The sequence below is a fragment of the Enterobacter sp. MG-EB028 genome (assembly GCF_056673305.1).
This window is the reverse complement of sequence record NZ_CP195079.1, coordinates 3,975,290-3,992,714: the sequence shown is the minus strand read 5'-3', so window position 1 is coordinate 3,992,714 and position 17,425 is coordinate 3,975,290. Positions and strand designations below refer to the sequence as shown.

21 protein-coding genes are annotated in these 17,425 nt (G+C 56.3%); 6 read left to right on the top strand and 15 right to left on the bottom strand.

Annotated features, from left to right (window positions below; genetic code table 11):
* Positions 1–24: 24 nt before the first annotated feature.
* From ACR42C_RS18865 to ACR42C_RS18840, 6 genes are all read right to left on the bottom strand, one after another.
* Positions 25–387, bottom strand: a complete 363-nt coding sequence (locus tag ACR42C_RS18865; protein WP_479984434.1) for an endonuclease domain-containing protein — start codon at positions 385–387, stop codon at positions 25–27.
* A 63-nt stretch (positions 388–450) separates the two neighbouring features.
* Complete coding sequence (gene hemW, locus ACR42C_RS18860) at positions 451–1,593, bottom strand: radical SAM family heme chaperone HemW (RefSeq protein ID WP_479984433.1); 1,143 nt, start codon at positions 1,591–1,593, stop codon at positions 451–453.
* Positions 1,586–2,179 carry an XTP/dITP diphosphatase gene (locus ACR42C_RS18855; RefSeq protein ID WP_479984432.1) on the bottom strand — a complete coding sequence of 198 codons (594 nt, stop codon included), beginning with the start codon at positions 2,177–2,179 and terminating at the stop codon, positions 1,586–1,588. Before ACR42C_RS18855 ends, hemW begins: the two co-directional genes overlap by 8 nt.
* 3 nt (positions 2,180–2,182) lie before the next feature.
* Positions 2,183–2,479, bottom strand: a complete 297-nt coding sequence (gene yggU / locus ACR42C_RS18850; protein ID WP_479984431.1) for a DUF167 family protein YggU — start codon at positions 2,477–2,479, stop codon at positions 2,183–2,185.
* Entirely contained in the window at positions 2,476–3,042 is a 567-nt protein-coding gene (locus ACR42C_RS18845) for a YggT family protein (RefSeq protein WP_116341962.1), read from the bottom strand. The genes yggU and ACR42C_RS18845 overlap by 4 nt, the downstream gene beginning before the upstream one ends.
* A 21-nt stretch (positions 3,043–3,063) precedes the next feature.
* On the bottom strand, positions 3,064–3,765 hold the full coding sequence (locus ACR42C_RS18840; RefSeq protein WP_116341960.1) for a YggS family pyridoxal phosphate-dependent enzyme: 702 nt from the start codon (positions 3,763–3,765) through the stop codon (positions 3,064–3,066).
* Positions 3,766–3,782: 17 nt separating this feature from the next.
* On the opposite strand from ACR42C_RS18840, the gene ACR42C_RS18835 reads away from it, so the two are divergent.
* The gene (locus tag ACR42C_RS18835; RefSeq protein WP_479984430.1) at positions 3,783–4,763 is read left to right on the top strand and encodes a type IV pilus twitching motility protein PilT; all 981 of its coding nucleotides are present in this window, start codon (positions 3,783–3,785) and stop codon (positions 4,761–4,763) included.
* A gap of 10 nt (positions 4,764–4,773) precedes the next feature.
* Here the strand turns inward: ACR42C_RS18835 and ruvX are convergent, their stop codons facing one another.
* From ruvX to metK, 8 genes are all read right to left on the bottom strand, one after another.
* Positions 4,774–5,190, bottom strand: a complete 417-nt coding sequence (ruvX, locus tag ACR42C_RS18830; protein WP_021242076.1) for a Holliday junction resolvase RuvX — start codon at positions 5,188–5,190, stop codon at positions 4,774–4,776.
* A complete protein-coding gene (locus tag ACR42C_RS18825) occupies positions 5,190–5,750 on the bottom strand; it encodes a YqgE/AlgH family protein (protein ID WP_020883695.1) in 561 nt (186 codons plus the stop codon). The genes ruvX and ACR42C_RS18825 overlap by 1 nt, the downstream gene beginning before the upstream one ends.
* A gap of 74 nt (positions 5,751–5,824) precedes the next feature.
* A complete protein-coding gene (gene gshB, locus ACR42C_RS18820; protein WP_023331278.1) occupies positions 5,825–6,772 on the bottom strand; it encodes a glutathione synthase in 948 nt (315 codons plus the stop codon).
* A 19-nt stretch (positions 6,773–6,791) separates the two neighbouring features.
* The gene (gene rsmE, locus ACR42C_RS18815) at positions 6,792–7,523 is read right to left on the bottom strand and encodes a 16S rRNA (uracil(1498)-N(3))-methyltransferase (RefSeq protein ID WP_014833222.1); all 732 of its coding nucleotides are present in this window, start codon (positions 7,521–7,523) and stop codon (positions 6,792–6,794) included.
* A gap of 51 nt (positions 7,524–7,574) precedes the next feature.
* The gene (endA, locus tag ACR42C_RS18810) at positions 7,575–8,282 is read right to left on the bottom strand and encodes a deoxyribonuclease I (protein WP_479984429.1); all 708 of its coding nucleotides are present in this window, start codon (positions 8,280–8,282) and stop codon (positions 7,575–7,577) included.
* Positions 8,283–8,376: 94 nt separating this feature from the next.
* The gene (locus tag ACR42C_RS18805; RefSeq protein ID WP_003860035.1) at positions 8,377–8,874 is read right to left on the bottom strand and encodes a SprT family zinc-dependent metalloprotease; all 498 of its coding nucleotides are present in this window, start codon (positions 8,872–8,874) and stop codon (positions 8,377–8,379) included.
* A gap of 59 nt (positions 8,875–8,933) precedes the next feature.
* Positions 8,934–10,331 (bottom strand): galactose/proton symporter, encoded by a 1,398-nt coding sequence (galP, locus tag ACR42C_RS18800; protein WP_045134809.1) that lies wholly within the window; start codon positions 10,329–10,331, stop codon positions 8,934–8,936.
* A 360-nt stretch (positions 10,332–10,691) separates the two neighbouring features.
* A complete protein-coding gene (metK, locus tag ACR42C_RS18795) occupies positions 10,692–11,846 on the bottom strand; it encodes a methionine adenosyltransferase (protein WP_061097111.1) in 1,155 nt (384 codons plus the stop codon).
* Between the two features lie 138 nt (positions 11,847–11,984).
* On the opposite strand from metK, the gene ACR42C_RS18790 reads away from it, so the two are divergent.
* The 5 genes from ACR42C_RS18790 to speB all read left to right on the top strand — a co-directional run bounded on the left by ACR42C_RS18790 (position 11,985) and on the right by speB (position 15,810).
* Positions 11,985–12,203, top strand: coding sequence for a hypothetical protein (locus ACR42C_RS18790; protein ID WP_162874982.1), 219 nt, complete (start codon positions 11,985–11,987; stop codon positions 12,201–12,203).
* Between the two features lie 68 nt (positions 12,204–12,271).
* Positions 12,272–12,415: a hypothetical protein gene (locus tag ACR42C_RS18785; RefSeq protein ID WP_420094878.1), complete on the top strand. Its 144-nt coding sequence runs from the start codon at positions 12,272–12,274 to the stop codon at positions 12,413–12,415.
* A 94-nt stretch (positions 12,416–12,509) separates the two neighbouring features.
* Positions 12,510–12,641 carry an acid stress response protein YqgB gene (yqgB, locus tag ACR42C_RS18780; RefSeq protein WP_127312443.1) on the top strand — a complete coding sequence of 44 codons (132 nt, stop codon included), beginning with the start codon at positions 12,510–12,512 and terminating at the stop codon, positions 12,639–12,641.
* 8 nt (positions 12,642–12,649) lie between these two features.
* Positions 12,650–14,626: a biosynthetic arginine decarboxylase gene (gene speA, locus ACR42C_RS18775; protein WP_116341952.1), complete on the top strand. Its 1,977-nt coding sequence runs from the start codon at positions 12,650–12,652 to the stop codon at positions 14,624–14,626.
* 263 nt (positions 14,627–14,889) lie between these two features.
* Complete coding sequence (gene speB / locus ACR42C_RS18770) at positions 14,890–15,810, top strand: agmatinase (RefSeq protein WP_479984428.1); 921 nt, start codon at positions 14,890–14,892, stop codon at positions 15,808–15,810.
* Positions 15,811–15,813: 3 nt separating this feature from the next.
* Here the strand turns inward: speB and ACR42C_RS18765 are convergent, their stop codons facing one another.
* Positions 15,814–17,025 carry an MFS transporter gene (locus ACR42C_RS18765; protein WP_316379961.1) on the bottom strand — a complete coding sequence of 404 codons (1,212 nt, stop codon included), beginning with the start codon at positions 17,023–17,025 and terminating at the stop codon, positions 15,814–15,816.
* Positions 17,026–17,425 lie beyond the last annotated feature (400 nt).

Below are 17,425 nucleotides of genomic sequence, written 5' to 3'. Positions count from 1 at the left end.
GGGATGGTTTGCTCCCTCTCCCTTTCAGGGAGAGGGCCGGGGTGAGGGTTGCAGCATTTGCAGTGTTTCAAGGATCTTTTCTAACACAGCCTCTTCGTTATCCCAGAGTTCGTTGTTCCAGAAACGAATGACGTACCAGCCCTTTCGATTTAGCCAGAGCGTCCTCTGACCATCGTATTCCTGATTCTCATCATGTTGCCCGCCATCCAGCTCAACAGCCAGACGAGCCGCGCAGCAGGCGAAATCCAGAATGTAATTACCTACCGGATGCTGTCGACGAAATTTATAATTTTCGAAACGGCGACTGCGCAGTAGATACCAAAGCCGCCTTTCTTCTTTTGTCAGCTCACGTCTGAGCTGTTTTGCATAAGAACGAGTAATTTCCATCCCCACACTCTGCCAGCCTTTCCCTCAGCCGGCAGAACGGGATGCAAAATCCTGAATCAGCCTTCAGGAATCTTCGGTGAGGAACAGCTCAAGAAGGGAGTTTAAGAACAGTTTGCCGTGTTCGGTGATCTGCCAGTATTCCTCGCTCTCGGTGAGATACCCCTGCGCCAGCGCCTCGTCGATCTGCGGGCGGATCACCGACTCCGGCAGCCCGGTGTACAGCGCAAACTCCGCGCGCGGGGCGGCTTCCAGCAGGCGGAAGCGGTTCATAAAGAATTCAAACGGCTTATCCGCCGCCTCGACGTCGTGCTGACGCTCCAGGTAGCGGCCTTCCATATACCCGCGCGGGTGGCGGGTTTTAGCCGTGCGCAGAATACGTCCGTCCGGGAAGGTCACCTTGCCGTGCGCGCCGCAGCCAATCCCCAGATAGTCGCCAAAGCGCCAGTAGTTCAGATTGTGCTGACACTGGTAGCCCGGCTTCGCGTACGCGGACGTTTCGTACTGCTGATAGCCCGCAGCGGTCAGAAGCCTGTGACCCTGCTCGAAGATATCCCACAGCGCGTCGTCGTCCGGCAGCACCGGCGGGCGCGAGCCAAACAGGGTGTTAGGCTCGATGGTGAGCTGGTACCACGACAGATGCGGCGGGTTCAGTTCGATCGCCTGGCGCAGGTCGTCCAGCGCCTCTTCCAGAGACTGATCCGGCAGGCCATGCATCAAATCGAGGTTAAAACTGCGAAGATTAAGCCCGGTCGCCAGGTTTGCCGCGCGCTTTGCCTCTTCCGGGCCGTGAATGCGCCCCAGACGTTTTAGCTTTGGTTCGCTAAAGCTCTGCACGCCGATGGAGATGCGGTTCACCCCCGCGCGCTGATAGTCGACAAAACGGTCGGCTTCAACGGTGCCGGGGTTGGCTTCCATCGTAATTTCCGCATCAGTCGCCAGGTTCAGACGCGCACGCACGCCGTCCAGCAGCGTCTGCATCGCCGGGCCTGACAGCAGGCTCGGCGTACCGCCACCAATGAAAATGGTCTTAACTTCACGTCCCTGTGCGTAAGGTACATCGGCGTCCAGGTCGGCCAGCAGATGCGCAACGTAGTCATCGTGCGGCACTTCGCCCTTCAGCGCGTGCGAGTTGAAATCGCAGTACGGGCATTTCTGCACGCACCACGGGATGTGAATATAAAGACTCAGAGGCGGCAAATTAGCCATTACGCAGTGCTTCCAGTAACAGTTTCATTGCGCGTCCACGGTGGGATATCGCGCTTTTCTCTTCGCGGGTCAGTTCCGCGGCGGTTTTGCCCTCGGTCGGGACAAAGAAAATCGGGTCGTAGCCAAAGCCGCCGTTGCCAGCCGCTTCACGGGTAATCACGCCCGGCCAGCTGCCGTGGCAGACAATAGGCGTCGGGTCTTCCGCGTGGCGCATATAGACCAGTACGCAGTGGAACTGCGCGGTGCGCTGTTCGTCCGGTACGTCTTTCAGGGCGACAAGCAGCTTTTCCAGATTCTGCTGGTCGGTGGCGTCCACGCCGGAATAGCGTGCGGAGTAAATTCCCGGCGCGCCGCCGAGGAAATCGACGGCCAGACCGGAGTCGTCGGCAATCGCGGGCAGGCCGGTGACCTGCGCGGCATGGCGCGCTTTCAGAATGGCGTTTTCGATAAACGTCAGCCCCGTCTCTTCGGCGGATTCCACGCCCAGCTCGGTCTGAGCCACTACGTCCAGCCCAAAATCATTTAATAGCGAGGCCAGCTCGCGCGCTTTACCGGCATTACCGGTCGCGAGAACAACTTTCTGCATGGTTTAGTCCTGTTCTGTCAGAGCCGCGACTTCCGTCGGGATAGATTGCGGATTAAGGATTTTTACCTGTTTATGTCGCCCAAGTTCACCTTTTTCAATGACGACCTGGCTTTTGGCGACGCGAAACTGTTTTGCCAGATATTTGGTCAGATGCGCGTTCGCCTGGCCGTCAACCGGCGGGGCGGTGATGGCGACCTTTAACTCGTCGCCATGCAGCCCAACAATAGTGTCACGGCTGGCTTTCGGCTGAATATACAGCCGCAAAACCAGCCCGTCAGCGCAGGTGCTTACTGCACTCATAGCGCCATCCACAGCCCCGGCAGCAGCATGTCGCCCGTAGACTGAAGCAGCTCGGCGATCCCCATGTTGATCACATAGAGCAGCAGAACCAGAATCATCGGGGAGAAGTCGATGCCGCCCATAGACGGAAGCAGGTTGCGGATCGGACGCAGCAGCGGCTCGGCCAGCTGAATCAAGGCGTACTCTACCGGGCTACGGCCCTGGCTCACCCAGCTCATGATCGCCATAACCAACAGCACCCAGAAGATCAGCAGACCGACGGTTTTGATCAGAATCAGGACGGCGGCAATCCAGATAATCGGCTGGAAGGTGATGACCATAAACAGCACGATGGCTTTGATCACGCTCAGAATAAACGCCACCAGCAGCGAAGCGCTATCGATGGGCCCCATTGCCGGGATAATACGGCGCAGCGGTCCGACGACAGGTTGCGTAATTTTCACGACAAACTGGGAGAACGGATTGTAAAAGTCACAGCGGGCCCACTGCATCCAGACGCGTAGCAAAAGCGCCATCGTATACAGCTCAATGACCGTTGAGAGCAGGAAAGTCAACGTCTTCATGGCGTTCCTCAGGTTTCCTTATTATTTGGTGTAGTCGCGCGCACCGAAAACGGCTGTGCCGATGCGCACCATAGTGCTGCCTGCCGCGATGGCGGCTTCCATATCATCCGACATGCCCAGTGAAAGCGTGTCTACCGTTTCATAGCGCGCTTTAAGCGCCTCAAATGCTACAGCCATTTGCTGTGCCACGGCAAACTGCCTTTCATAACTTGACTCAGGCGCCGGAATTGCCATCAGCCCGCGCAGGGTTAAGCGAGGCAGGGCGGCCACCTCTGCGGCCAGCGCATCCAGCTCGCTCAGGGCGATGCCGGACTTGCTGTTTTCATCACTGATGTTGATCTGAATCAGCACGTTAAGCGCAGGCATCTCTGCCGGGCGCTGGTCGCTCAGGCGTGTGGCAATACGCAGACGGTCAACGGTATGGCACCAGTCGAAGTGCTCTGCCACCAGACGGCTCTTGTTCGACTGCAGTGGGCCAATAAAGTGCCACTGCAGATCAGAAGTACCCTGCTCCTGGAAGTAGCGAATTTTATCCACGCCTTCCTGCACGTAGTTTTCGCCAAACGCCCGCTGGCCTGCCGCAATGGCTTCTGCGATGGCGCTCGCAGGCTTTGTTTTGCTGACTGCAAGTAGCGTAATTTCTTCTGAAGCACGGCCGCAACGCGTTGCTGCGGCTGAGATTTTGTCCCGAACCTGTGCCAGGTTATGCGCAATGTCGTTCATTTTCCGAGGAGTAGTCTATGGATGTGGAAGAAATTGTGGCCCTTAGTGTAAAGCATAACGTCTCCGATCTACACCTGTGCAGTGATTCGCCACCCCGTTGGCGCAGATTAGGCCGCCTTGAACCGGCGCCGTTTCCGCCGCCTGATGTCGGGGCGTTGTTGAAAGCCTGGCTCAACGACGAGCAGCAGGGAACCTGGTGGGCAAACGGGCAGGTCGATTTTGCCGTGACGGTGGCGGAAGACCAGCGTCTGCGCGGGAGCGCGTTTAAGCAGATGAAGGGGATATCCGTCACCCTGCGGCTGTTGCCGCGCACCTGTCCGCAGCTTTCCTCGCTGGGTGTACCGCGGGCCATTCCCGAACTCTTGTCCAGCGACAACGGGTTGGTTCTGGTAACGGGAGCGACCGGCAGCGGCAAATCCACCACGCTGGCCGCAATGGTCGATTTTCTCAACCGCCATACTGACGGCCACATCCTCACGCTCGAAGATCCGGTGGAGTTTATGTACCAGAGTGAACGTTGCCTGATTCAGCAGCGGGAGATAGGCCAGCACAGTCCATCATTTGCGGAGGCGCTGCGCAGTGCATTACGAGAGGACCCGGACGTTATTTTACTGGGTGAGCTGCGCGACAGCGAAACAATCCGCCTGGCGCTGACGGCGGCGGAGACCGGGCATCTGGTGCTGGCGACGCTCCACACTCGCGGGGCATCGCAGGCAATTGAACGGCTGGTCGATACGTTCCCGGCGCAGGAGAAAGATCCGGTGCGTAACCAGCTGGCTGGCAGCCTGCGGGCGGTGCTGGCGCAAAAGCTGCTTCCCGATCTGCAGGGCGGGCGCGTCGCGTTGTATGAACTGCTGGTGAACACCGCAGCGGCGGCCAATCTTATTCGTGAAGGAAAAACGTGGCAGCTGCCCGGCATTATTCAAACCGGCCAGCAGGCAGGAATGCAGAACTTTGACCAGAGCCTGGCGGAGAGACGGGCACAGGGGCGGCTGTAGCCCCCTTCGTTTAAAAGCCCTGTTCGAAATAGCTTTCGAGGATGATGACGGCTGAAGCGGAGTCCACGCTGCCCTTGTTGAGCGCCCGGAAGCCGCCGTGCTCAAACAGGCCTGCACGCGCTTCGACGGTGCTGAGACGCTCGTCGTGAAGCTTCACCGAGACGCCAAAGCGGCCATGGATTTTATTGGCGAACTTACGCGCCCGGGCGGTCAGCGGCTGTTCCGTGCCGTCCATGTTCAGCGGCAGCCCAACGATAACGTCGTCCGGCTGCCACTCTTTGAGCAGACGTTCGATAAGATTCCAGTCTGGCGTGCCGTCGTTGGCCTTCAGGGCCGTGAGCGGACGCGCGGTACCGGTGATGCGCTGACCCACGGCAACGCCAATGCTTTTGGTGCCAAAATCGAAGGCCAGAAGTGTTCCGCTCATCAGGCGTGCCCCGCTACGCCTGGCATGGTCAGAATATCAATGCCAATCAGCTTTGCCGCGTCACGCCAGCGATCGGCTATCGGGGTTTTAAACAGAATATTCATGTCCGCAGGTGCGGTAAGCCAGGCGTTATCGAGGATCTCTTGCTCAAGCTGGCCTTTTTCCCACGACGAATAGCCCAGCGCCACCAGCACCTCGGAAGGCTGCTCTGCGGTACCCAGCGTTTCAAGTACGTCGCGCGAGGTCGTGATCACGGTGTTGTCGGAGATGCGAATGCTGGACGAGAAAACCGGCGGGGTATGCAGAATAAAGCCGCGATCTTCTGCAAGAGGTCCACCCAGCATCACCGGTTTATCAAGCCGAATTTCCGGCAGGCGCTCTTCAGCCGAGATTTTCAGCTTGTCCAGAATCCCTTCAACCTGCAGGTTTTCCAGCGGCTTATTGATGATAATGCCCATTGCGCCGTCTTCATTGTATTCACAAATATAAACCACGGCGCGGCGAAAAATCGGATCCTGGAGAGCAGGCATGGCAATAAGAAAGTGATGCTGTAAATTCATTGTCAGAGGTACTGTTTCCTGGTTTAAAAAGCGACAGCGCCCAGTATGGGGATAAACCCGGGCGCTGTCACAGATTATTTCTGTAAACGTTTTTCGATCGCGTCCATCAGCATTCCGGTGATCGAGATCGGGAACTCCGCTTCGATTTCGCGAATGCAGGTTGGGCTGGTGACGTTCACTTCAGTCAGGCGATCGCCGATGATATCCAGGCCAACGAAGATCAGGCCTTTGGCTTTCAGCGTAGGGCCGACGCGGCGGGCAATCTCCCAGTCGCTTTCGGTCAGCGGACGGGGTTCACCACGACCACCGGCCGCCAGGTTACCGCGGGTTTCGCCACCCTGCGGAATACGCGCGAGGCAGTAAGGCACCGGCTCGCCGTCTACAACCAGCACGCGTTTGTCGCCATCTTTAATGGCAGGCAGATAGTTCTGCGCCATGCAGTAACGGGTACCCAGTTCGGTCAGCGTTTCGGCAATCACGCCGATGTTCGGATCGCCTTCCTTCACGCGGAAGATAGATGCGCCGCCCATGCCGTCCAGCGGCTTCATGATGATGTCGCCGTGTTTCTGCCAGAACTCTTTCAGCTGCGCTTTGCTGCGGGTCACCAGCGTTTCCGGCGTCAGGTCAGAGAACCAGGCGGTGTAGAGCTTCTCGTTGCAGTCGCGCAGGCTCTGCGGCTTGTTGACGATAAGCGTTCCTTTCTCTTCGGCACGCTCAAGGATGTAAGTGGAGTAGATATATTCGGTATCGAACGGCGGATCTTTACGCATCAGGATCACGTTGAGGTCGGCAAGGGCAATGTCCTGCTCGGTGCCAAACTCGTACCATTTGTCGTAGTTCTGCTCGACGTTAACGATGCGGGTACGCGCGCGGGCTTCACCGTTAATCAGGTAAAGATCGTTCATCTCCATATAGTGGAGCTCATAGCCGCGACGCTGCGCTTCCAGCAGCATAGCGAAGCTGGAATCTTTTTTGATGTTAATGTTTGCGATGGGATCCATCACGATGCCGAGCTTTATCATGTTCTTCTCCGTTAATACTTCAACCCAGGTCGCCAAACCGCACCTGTAGCGCGGTGATGGCCGTGAGTGCCGTTGTCTCAGTGCGCAGAACGCGAGGTCCCAACAGAATATCAGTAAACTGGTAGCGCGCCGTCATCGCAATTTCGTCCGCCGACAGGCCACCTTCGGGGCCAATCAGCAGCCGAACGCGCTCGACGGGCAGCGGCAGCGTATTGATGCTGGCGCTGGCACGCGGATGAAGATTGAGCTTCAGCCCGCTCTCTTCTTCTGCACACCAGTCCTCCAGATCCATTGCCGGGCGGATCTCCGGGATTCGGTTGCGGCCGCTCTGTTCGCAGGCCGCAATGGCAATTTTCTGCCACTGCTGGATCTTTTTATTCAGACGTTCAGCATCCAGTTTAACGCCACAGCGCTCGGAAAAAAGTGGCGTAATGAGGCTTACGCCCAGCTCAATGGATTTTTGAATGGTGAACTCCATCTTTTCCCCGCGCGACATCACCTGCCCAAGGTGGATGTGCAGCGGCGATTCACGGTCGTCCACTTCACCGCGCAAGACATTTACATGCACGCTTTTTTTATCCGCCCGCGTGATTTCCGCGTCGAAAACCTGATTAGAGCCATCGAACAGCTGTATTGCCTGGCCTGCCCCCATGCGCAGCACGCGGCCAACGTGGTTAGCGGCATCGTCAGACAGGGCGATTTCGCGGCCTGCGGTAATCAGTTCAGGGTGGTAAATGCGGGGAATGCGCATAGTCAAAAATTCCATATGTCATGCGATATAAGCGAATTGCCGTAGTGTAGGTTAGCTCTTTTGCGCCTGGCAAGCCCGCTGGACGTACGGGTTATGATTCCCCTGGACTCTGGCAATGCGTTCGTCGCGCTGGCATTCCCATTCCGTCACCGGATACTGCCTGTCCCAGGCGTTGAACAGCTGCGTCTGCTGGCGGGAAAGGTTGAGGTCATAACGGTCACGCATATAGAAGTAGGTGCGGGCGATGCTGCCGCGCGCGCGGGCAGGGGGCTCGGCGACTTTCTCTTTAAAATCCACCTTCATGCCGCACTGGCCGTACTGGCCTTCGCCACCGTTCCACTGGCTGTACATAAAGTTACCGCGGTCGCCGTTCACTTCACCAACCGCAGGTTGCAGGTTATGCATATCGCTTTCCATCTGGCGATATACCGGATCTTTGGCGCAGTTTTTACGTCCGCCGTCCTGCCAGCACTGGCGCTGGTGGCCAAACTGCCAGGCCGGAACGACATGCTCCCATTCGATGCGGCTGGCGCGGTTTTCGTTTTTACGCACCTTATAGCCGCATGACTCAAGGTCAACGACCCCTTTTTTGCCCTGCCAGTTAATTTTGCAGCCGCAGTAGAAATCGCCCGGCACATCGGCGTTCACCTTCACGCCTGCTGCCTTGGCCTGGGAAAAACTGTTGATACCGTCGGCCATTACCTGGCCGGAAAGCGCCGTCGTCAGAAAAGCGACCGCGAGAGAGAAATTACGGGACATCTTACACTCCGTGTCAAAACGAGCCCGCAACGTAACGAATGTTGTTCCCGTATGCAATCAGTCAGATCAGGAAAGTTCCTGAAAGTTCAGGCGATTACTCCGCGACCAGCGGTTCGCCGCATTTGACGCAGCGGTAGGTCGCTTCACCGCGCACCACGCGATTATGGCGGCGGACGGTAAGCTGGTGCTGCTGGCACTGGCAGCGGTAGGGGAAGGTATTGCGGCGCACCGATTCCAGCTCGAACTGATGGGTGCGGCGCGCCGGAACTCCAAGCACCGCCTCCATCATCCACTTCCACTCTTTTCCGTGGGGCGCGACGCGGCCAAAGTGCTTCCACACCAGAAGGTGCGCCAGCTCGTGCGGTACCACTTCTTCAATAAACGCCTGCTGGTTCTCCATCATCAGCACCGGGTTAAGGCGAATCTCGTATGATTCCAGCCAGGCGGTGCCTGCCGCGGTACCGCGCTGCTGATAGACCAGCTTCGGTTCAGGATAGTTGCGGCCGAGCTTCAGATTCGCCTGAGCGAGTTTTTCCCGCAGGCTGCGCATAACGGCTTGCTGAATGGCAATGGGGAGACGGGGAGCTTTCATAGGGGCAGAGCATAAAGCGGGAAGCGGGGAGGCGCAAGAGGCGCCTCCCGCAATGAGGATCAGTCGTGTGCGCCGATTTCGCGCAGCGGACGACCTTTCATCAGGTTACGTTCAATGTGTTCCAGTGAAACGTGCTTAGTTTCTGGAACCAGCCAGATAGTCAGAACAATAAAGAAGATATTCAGACCGGCGTAGACCCAGAAGGTGTTCGCATTGCCCAAGGTGTTGAGCATGGTCAGGAACGTCGCGCCGACGATCATATTGGCAATCCAGTTGGTCGCGGTAGAGCAGGTGATACCAAAGTCACGCCCTTTCAGCGGCTGGATCTCCGAGCACAGCACCCAAATCAGCGGGCCGGCGCTCATCGCAAACCCGACGATAAACATCAGCAGCATCCCTACCGCGAAGTACTGGGCGGTTGGAGAGTGAATGCCCACATGCATCATGGTGCCCAGCACGCCCATGCCGATCGCCATGACCAGGAAGCCCAGCGTCAGAGTAGGCTTACGCCCCCAGCGATCCACCAGGCCGATGGCGATAAAGGTCGCCAGCACGTTGGTCAGGCCGACAATAACGGTGCCCCACATCTGCTCGGTGGTGTTGGTGTATCCCGCCAGCTCAAAGATTTTTGGCGCGTAGTACATGATGACGTTCATCCCGGTGAACTGCTGCATCACCTGCAGCAGCACGCCGAGGAACACTGCACGGCGGAAGTTGCTGTTCTCTTTAAACAGCGCCCAGCCGGACTGTTTTACCTTCAGGCTTTCGCGGATCTCTTCCAGCTCATTTTTCGCTTCAGCGCTGGTATCGCGCAGGCGAAGCAGCACGCGTTCGGCATCGACGAAGCGGCGTTTGGCGGCGAACCAGCGCGGGCTGTCCGGCAGGAAGAAGACGCCAATCAGCAGCAGAATGGCCGGAATGATGATCACGCCGAGCATCCAGCGCCATGCGCCGCTGTAGCTGAACGCGGTATCGGACAGGTAAGCACCAAGAATACCGATGGTGATCATCAGCTGGTACATGGAAATCATGCTGCCGCGGATTTTCTCCGGCGCAATTTCAGAGAGGTAGAGCGGGGCGGTGTATGACGCTACGCCCACGGCCAGGCCCAGCAGCACGCGGGAAAGGATAAGCACTTCAACGTTAGGGGCGGCTGCAGAGAAGAGGGAACCGGCGACGAAGAGGATCGCACCGATCATGAGGCTCTTTTTACGTCCGAGCTTGAAGGAGAGCCAGCCGCTGCCGACGGCCCCAACGGCCGCACCGAACATCATGGAGCTGACCACCCATTCCTGGGTATGCGCGTTAATCTGGAATTCGTCTGCGATGAAGGGAAGAGCGCCGGCAATGACGCCGATATCCAGGCCAAAGAGTAATCCTGCCAGGGCGGCGAGGAAGCAGACGAAGAATGTCATCGCCTTGTTGGACGTACGCCCCTGTTTTTTATTGTCAGGCATTATGCCCTCCAGTTGGGTTATCAGTTTTATTGATGTTTAGGGTAGGTGAGCGACCCATAAAAAGATGTGAGATTAATCACATTGGTGTAATCGGTTACACTAACCTGTAACCGTAAATAAAATTAAAGCTTTGAAAATATAGAGGTAAATGAGGTGATATGCATCGCGAAAGAATACATTTCAGACTTAACTGAAAGGAAATGTAACAGCAGAAGAAAGGCGATCATGCAAAGAGAATATTCTGAAAGCAGGATATATTCGGTGAAGTGTAATCGGTTCCAGTCTTGCGGCTTTTGGCCGGCACCCGACATAAAAAAGGCCAGCACAAAGGCTGGCCTGTCTAAAGCGCGCGTCAGTCGATTATTTCAGACCGGCAGCTTCACGCAGCAGAGCGGCTTTGTCGGTTTTTTCCCATGGGAAATGTTCACGACCAAAGTGACCGTATGCCGCGGTTTCCTGATAGATTGGGTGCAGCAGATCCAGCATCTGAATCAGGCCGTATGGACGCAGGTCGAAGAACTCGCGCACCAGCAGGGTCAGCTGTTCTGAAGGCACTTTCTCGGTACCGAAAGTTTCAACCATGATGGAGGTTGGCTCAGCCACGCCGATGGCGTAGGAAACCTGGATCTCACAGCGGTCGGCCAGGCCGGCAGCAACGATGTTTTTCGCCACATAACGTGCTGCGTACGCCGCAGAACGGTCAACTTTAGACGGGTCTTTACCGGAGAACGCACCACCGCCGTGACGCGCCATGCCGCCGTAGGTATCAACGATGATTTTACGACCGGTCAGGCCGCAGTCGCCCATTGGGCCGCCGATAACGAAGCGTCCGGTTGGGTTGATGAAGAATTTGGTCGCGGAGCTCAGCCATTCGGTCGGCAGAACCGGCTTGATGATCTCTTCCATCACTGCTTCCTGCAGGGATTTCTGATCGATATCTTCGGCATGCTGAGTAGACAGTACCACCGCATCGATGCCGACAATTTTGCCGTCGTCGTACTGGAAGGTCACCTGGCTTTTCGCATCCGGGCGCAGCCACGGCAGGGTGCCGTTTTTACGCACTTCAGCCTGACGCTGCACCAGACGGTGTGCGTAGGTCACAGGCGCCGGCATCAGCACGTCGGTTTCGTTGGTTGCATAACCGAACATCAGGCCCTGGTCGCCCGCGCCCTGTTCCAGCGGATCGGCACGGTCAACGCCCTGGTTGATGTCTGGAGACTGTTTGCCAATCGCGCTCAGTACCGCGCAGGAGTTGGCATCAAAGCCCATATCAGAATGCACATAGCCGATCTCACGCACCGTGTTACGGGTGATCTCTTCGATATCAACCCATGCGCTGGTGGTGATCTCACCGCCAACCAGAACCATGCCGGTTTTGACATAGGTTTCGCACGCTACGCGCGCTTTAGGATCCTGCGCCAGGATCGCATCCAGCACCGCATCGGAGATTTGGTCAGCAATTTTATCAGGATGTCCTTCTGATACGGACTCGGACGTAAACAGGTGTTTTGCCATGTTTTATTTCACCTAAGAGGAATTTGGTTAGCTCAAGCTGCTGTGTGGAATAGCCAAAGGAGATAATTCTACCAAGGCCTGCAGGTTTTTGACACTGGCAGTATGAGTGTTAATCAGTATAGATGGATTAACATCTGGATGGCTATTTTAGGTCACTTCTTCGCCCGATTTCCAGTTTTTTTTGATTCATCTCTCACTGCGTTGAAATGTCTGCTGGAAATTTTTCCTGACGGCGCTGGCAACCCGCGCATTTTTGTTTTGCTTTTTAGCCCCCTTCTCGGTATAAAACGCGGCGCGCGGCTCATACAAAAAAAGCGCTCGATGACCTCATCGTGTCGCCACTTCCAGCCGGGTTAAGCAGTGAACTTTTAGCTTTGGCTTGGGGTCCGTTTCAGCAGAGGCGGCCGTGGAGGTGATACGAGATAATGAACCATCGTTTTCCGCTAATTCAGCGCTGCCGTTCTGGCGCGCAATTGATTCCCGCAACCCGCATTTCTAGTCTGCAAACCTGCCGATGTTATACCCATCTCGGCGCTTCTCAGGATTCCAGGGCCGGTCACGCTTTGTGAAAACTGAACAAGGGCGCTCTTGTTAATACAAGAGTTTTCTCGTGGTTTCGCCGAACCTTGTCATACAGAGTTCGGATACGTGTTTTACAATGATATGAATAAGAAACCGGTCGCACGGTCTGGTTTTCAGCATACTCTGCTGGGAAACGGAGCCGTTTATGGGTTGTTATCGCCGTACAACGCTGCGATAGTAGTCAACTGTTTTACACTTAATACAAAGAGTTGAGGTTCGCTATGTCTGACGACATGTCTTCTTTTTCGCCTTCGTCAGCGGGCGAACAGGGTGTACTACGTTCTATGCAGGAGGTTGCGATGAGCTCCCAGGAAGCCAGCAAGATGCTGCGCACTTACAATATTGCCTGGTGGGGCAATAACTACTACGACGTCAATGAACTGGGCCACATCAGTGTCTGCCCTGATCCGGACGTCCCTGAAGCGCGCGTGGACCTCGCCAAACTGGTGAAAGCCCGCGAAGCACAGGGCCAGCGTTTGCCTGCACTGTTCTGCTTCCCGCAGATCCTGCAACATCGCCTGCGTTCCATTAACGCCGCGTTCAAGCGCGCGCGTGAATCCTACGGCTATAAAGGCGACTACTTCCTGGTGTATCCGATCAAGGTAAACCAGCACCGTCGCGTGATTGAATCCCTGATCCACTCCGGCGAACCGCTGGGGCTGGAAGCCGGCTCCAAAGCGGAACTGATGGCTGTGCTGGCGCATGCGGGCATGACCCGTTCGGTGATCGTCTGTAACGGCTATAAAGACCGTGAATACATTCGTCTGGCGCTGATTGGCGAGAAGATGGGCCATAAGGTCTATCTGGTTATCGAAAAGATGACCGAAATTGCCATCGTGCTGGAAGAGGCCGAACGTCTGAACGTCATCCCGCGCCTTGGCGTGCGTGCGCGTCTGGCGTCGCAGGGTTCCGGTAAATGGCAGTCCTCCGGCGGTGAAAAATCCAAGTTCGGCCTGGCGGCGAACCAGGTGCTGCAGCTGGTGGAAATTCTGCGCGAGCGCGGTCGTCTGGACAGCATTCAACTGCTGCACTTCCACCTCGGCTCGCAGATGGCCAATATTCGCGACATCGCCACCGGCGTGCGTGAATCGGCCCGTTTCTACGTTGAGCTGCACAAGCTTGGCGTAAATATTCAGTGCTTCGACGTGGGCGGCGGTCTGGGCGTGGACTACGAAGGAACCCGCTCGCAGTCTGACTGCTCGGTGAACTACGGCCTGAACGAATATGCCAACAACATCATCTGGGCGATTGGCGATGCCTGTGAAGAGCACGGCCTGCCGCACCCGACGGTGATCACCGAATCTGGCCGCGCGGTCACCGCCCACCATACCGTGCTGGTGTCTAACATCATTGGCGTTGAGCGCAGCGAAATCACCGAAGCGACGCCTCCGCAGGATGATGCCCCTCGTTCCCTGCAAAGCATGTGGGAAACCTGGCAGGAGATGCATGAGCCGGGCACGCGCCGTTCCCTGCGCGAATGGCTGCATGACAGCCAGATGGATCTGCACGATATTCACGTGGGTTATTCTTCAGGCACCTTCAGCCTGCAGGAGCGCGCGTGGGCGGAGCAGCTCTACCTGAACATGTGCCATGAGGTGCAGAAACAGCTCGATCCGAGCAACCGCGCGCACCGTCCGATTATCGACGAGCTGCAGGAGCGTATGGCGGATAAGATTTACGTCAACTTCTCCCTGTTCCAGTCGATGCCGGATGCCTGGGGTATCGACCAGCTGTTCCCGGTTCTGCCGCTGGAAGGGCTGAACCACGCGCCGGAACGTCGTGCCGTGCTGCTGGACATCACCTGTGACTCCGACGGTGCTATCGACCACTACGTTGACGGCGACGGTATCGCAACGACGATGCCAATGCCGGAGTACGACCCGGAGAACCCGCCGATGCTGGGCTTCTTTATGGTCGGGGCGTATCAGGAGATCCTCGGCAACATGCACAACCTGTTCGGCGATACCGAAGCGGTTGACGTGTTCGTATTCCCTGACGGCAGCGTGGAAGTTGAGCTGTCCGACGAAGGGGATACCGTAGCGGACATGCTTGAATACGTTCAGCTGGATCCGAAAACCCTGCTTACTCAGTTCCGCGATCAGGTGAAAAACACCGGTCTGGACGACGCGCTCCAGCAGCAGTTCCTGGAGGAATTTGAAGCAGGTCTGTACGGGTACACGTATTTGGAAGACGAGTAAGGCATCCGCCTTTCCCCTCACCCCAGCCCTCTCCCCAAAGGGGAGAGGGTGTTCAATTTCCCTCTCCCCTTTGGGGAGAAGGTTAGGGTGAGGGGCAAAGACCACACTATGCCCTATACTCACTTGAACCCGTATGCATTACCGGCGATAATTCGTCCCAATAAGCGATTTACGAATCAATCCCTTCCTCGTCGGGTTTAACGACGCGGAGGGGATTTTTTTTCATCTGTTTTTAACGCATCGACTTTAAACGAGGTCAGGACATGAGCACTTTAGGTCATCAGTACGATAACTCTCTGGTATCTAACGCGTTTGGTTTTTTACGTCTTCCGATGAACTTCCAGCCGTACGACAGTGACGCTGACTGGGTAATCACCGGTATACCGTTCGATATGGCGACCTCTGGCCGCGCGGGTGGTCGTCACGGCCCGGCGGCGATCCGTCAGGTTTCCACTAACCTGGCCTGGGAGCACAACCGCTTCCCGTGGAACTTCGACATGCGCGAGCGCCTGAACGTCGTGGACTGCGGTGACCTGGTGTACGCCTTTGGCGACGCGCGTGAAATGAGCGAAAAGCTGCAGGCCCATGCTGAAAAACTGCTGGCCGCCGGCAAGCGCATGCTCTCCTTTGGCGGTGACCACTTCGTGACCCTGCCGCTGCTGCGCGCCCACGCGAAGCACTTCGGTAAAATGGCGCTGGTGCATTTTGATGCGCATACCGACACCTACGCGAACGGCTGCGAGTTCGACCACGGCACCATGTTCTTCACAGCGCCGAACGAAGGTCTGATCGACCCAAACCACTCGGTGCAGATCGGCATCCGCACCGAGTTTGACAAAGACAACGGCTTCACCGTGCTGGACGCGGGCCAGGTTAACGATCGCGGCGTGGACGATATTCTGGCGCAGGTGAAGCAGATCGTCGGCGACATGCCTGTTTACCTGACTTTCGATATCGACTGTCTGGATCCGGCGTTTGCACCTGGCACCGGTACGCCGGTCATCGGCGGCCTGACGTCCGATCGCGCGATCAAGCTGGTGCGCGGCCTGAAGGATCTGAACATCGTCGGTATGGACGTGGTGGAAGTGGCACCAGCCTATGACCAGTCCGAGATCACCGCGCTGGCCGCGGCGACCCTGGCGCTGGAAATGCTTTACATCCAGGCGGCGAAAAAAGGCGAATAAGCCTTACGCGCTCACTGCTGCTGCGCGACGCATGCGCAGCAGCAGCATTCCTCCTGCGAGCAGGGTAATGACCTGCGAGACGACCAGCACCGAAAAACCAGAGCTGACCGACCCCACCGATTTCATCACCATCCCCATCAGCAGCGGAATAAACGCCGCGCAGATATTGCCTGTTCCATTAATAATACCGTACGCGCTGCCCACGGCGTCCCGCGCGGCGTGATGCTGGATTGCCGCAGGAATGGCGGCCCCCTGAAGCCCCCAGAAGACGTTGGCGGACAGCATAAACAGCGCCAGCCATGCGGGCTGATGGCTGAGCATCAGCCCGACCACGGACAGCGCCGTCAGCGCTCCTCCCGCGACAAACAGCACCGGCGCCTGCTCCGGGCGCATTTTGTCGAGCAGCACGCCGCCGAGGAATTTAGAGCCCAGGCTCAGCAGGAAGGGAATGGCCGCAAGCATGCCGGTGGCATGCAGCGAGAAGTGGTGTTCGTCGCGAAGCCATGCGGGCAGCCAGGCGCTGCTCCCCCAGAGATAGCTCAGCGTGGCGATTTCAACCAGCAGGATCCAGCCCAGCAGCGGCGTTTGCCACGCCAGGGTGAAGGTGCGAACAAAACCCGGTTTTTTCGTCGTTGGGAGGCCGCCCGGCACGGACAGGTATCGCCAGATGAGTCCGCCACCGAGAGCCAAATTCAGTATCGCCAGCGCATAAAACGACCCGGCCCAGCCCAGATGATCCATCAGCCAGGTCACCAGCGGAAAGCCCACGGCCAGGCCGAGCGAGACGCCCAGCGCGGTCACGGCGTTGGGTTTGCCGATCTCATCCGCGCTAAAGTTATCGCTGATGAAGCGCGTTTTCAGGGAAAAGAGCGGTCCTTCCGCCACCCCGAGAATCACGCGCGCGATGAGCATCCCCATCAGCGAGCCGAGCAGGGGAGAGATCGCACAGACCGCGGCCCAAATCACAATACTGCCTAATAACCCCTGCCGATAATGAAGTTTGCTTTCAATAACTGGTGTTAATAATAAAGCTGAAAAACCATAACCCAAAAGAAAGCAGGTCATTAGCATTCCCTGTAACATTCTGTTTTCATTTAGCTGAAAGTGGTGGGCAAATTCCGGGTTTAATATCATTACAGAAATATTTACCCGGTCGATGTAGGAGATAATGATGAGTAATAACAGTGCAATTGTACCTTGCCATCTTGCCGTCATGTTGCCTGCCTTATGCGTGCGCATAGTTATATTTTTATCAGCGTGATTGTCACGGTTCTAAAATGATTCGCCAGTGAAACTTGTTGTTTTAAAAGAATAAAATAAATACCAGTTTCACTGGTGAAACATTAAGCGCTTCCTCTCTTTTATTTGTACGAAGCAAAAACAAAGAAAGTCAATATCTGAGTAATGAAATTTAAAGTCATCGAAAAATCGTATTCATTCACGCCGCAATAATGAAAATTTCATATCGCTGCATTTTTTCGTGATCCTTTGCACACTTAGTTAATTAATTGCTGTTTGATTAACAAATTCTTCACATTGGCGCTTGACGAAACATTCATCGCTTTTATATTGACCGTATTAAATAAGAAACAGAGTTTCATATATGAAACAAAAG

Bases quoted from the DNA above. Each gene is read 5' to 3' on its own strand.
- ACR42C_RS18865 (WP_479984434.1), bottom strand. From the start codon at position 387: ATGGAAATTACTCGTTCTTATGCAAAACAGCTCAGACGTGAGCTGACA.
- hemW (WP_479984433.1), bottom strand. From the start codon at position 1,593: ATGGCTAATTTGCCGCCTCTGAGTCTTTATATTCACATCCCGTGGTGC.
- ACR42C_RS18855 (WP_479984432.1), bottom strand. From the start codon at position 2,179: ATGCAGAAAGTTGTTCTCGCGACCGGTAATGCCGGTAAAGCGCGCGAG.
- yggU (WP_479984431.1), bottom strand. From the start codon at position 2,479: ATGAGTGCAGTAAGCACCTGCGCTGACGGGCTGGTTTTGCGGCTGTAT.
- ACR42C_RS18845 (WP_116341962.1), bottom strand. From the start codon at position 3,042: ATGAAGACGTTGACTTTCCTGCTCTCAACGGTCATTGAGCTGTATACG.
- ACR42C_RS18840 (WP_116341960.1), bottom strand. From the start codon at position 3,765: ATGAACGACATTGCGCATAACCTGGCACAGGTTCGGGACAAAATCTCA.
- ACR42C_RS18835 (WP_479984430.1), top strand. From the start codon at position 3,783: ATGGATGTGGAAGAAATTGTGGCCCTTAGTGTAAAGCATAACGTCTCC.
- ruvX (WP_021242076.1), bottom strand. From the start codon at position 5,190: ATGAGCGGAACACTTCTGGCCTTCGATTTTGGCACCAAAAGCATTGGC.
- ACR42C_RS18825 (WP_020883695.1), bottom strand. From the start codon at position 5,750: ATGAATTTACAGCATCACTTTCTTATTGCCATGCCTGCTCTCCAGGAT.
- gshB (WP_023331278.1), bottom strand. From the start codon at position 6,772: ATGATAAAGCTCGGCATCGTGATGGATCCCATCGCAAACATTAACATC.
- rsmE (WP_014833222.1), bottom strand. From the start codon at position 7,523: ATGCGCATTCCCCGCATTTACCACCCTGAACTGATTACCGCAGGCCGC.
- endA (WP_479984429.1), bottom strand. From the start codon at position 8,282: ATGTCCCGTAATTTCTCTCTCGCGGTCGCTTTTCTGACGACGGCGCTT.
- ACR42C_RS18805 (WP_003860035.1), bottom strand. From the start codon at position 8,874: ATGAAAGCTCCCCGTCTCCCCATTGCCATTCAGCAAGCCGTTATGCGC.
- galP (WP_045134809.1), bottom strand. From the start codon at position 10,331: ATGCCTGACAATAAAAAACAGGGGCGTACGTCCAACAAGGCGATGACA.
- metK (WP_061097111.1), bottom strand. From the start codon at position 11,846: ATGGCAAAACACCTGTTTACGTCCGAGTCCGTATCAGAAGGACATCCT.
- ACR42C_RS18790 (WP_162874982.1), top strand. From the start codon at position 11,985: ATGGCTATTTTAGGTCACTTCTTCGCCCGATTTCCAGTTTTTTTTGAT.
- ACR42C_RS18785 (WP_420094878.1), top strand. From the start codon at position 12,272: ATGAACCATCGTTTTCCGCTAATTCAGCGCTGCCGTTCTGGCGCGCAA.
- yqgB (WP_127312443.1), top strand. From the start codon at position 12,510: ATGAATAAGAAACCGGTCGCACGGTCTGGTTTTCAGCATACTCTGCTG.
- speA (WP_116341952.1), top strand. From the start codon at position 12,650: ATGTCTGACGACATGTCTTCTTTTTCGCCTTCGTCAGCGGGCGAACAG.
- speB (WP_479984428.1), top strand. From the start codon at position 14,890: ATGAGCACTTTAGGTCATCAGTACGATAACTCTCTGGTATCTAACGCG.
- ACR42C_RS18765 (WP_316379961.1), bottom strand. From the start codon at position 17,025: ATGACGGCAAGATGGCAAGGTACAATTGCACTGTTATTACTCATCATT.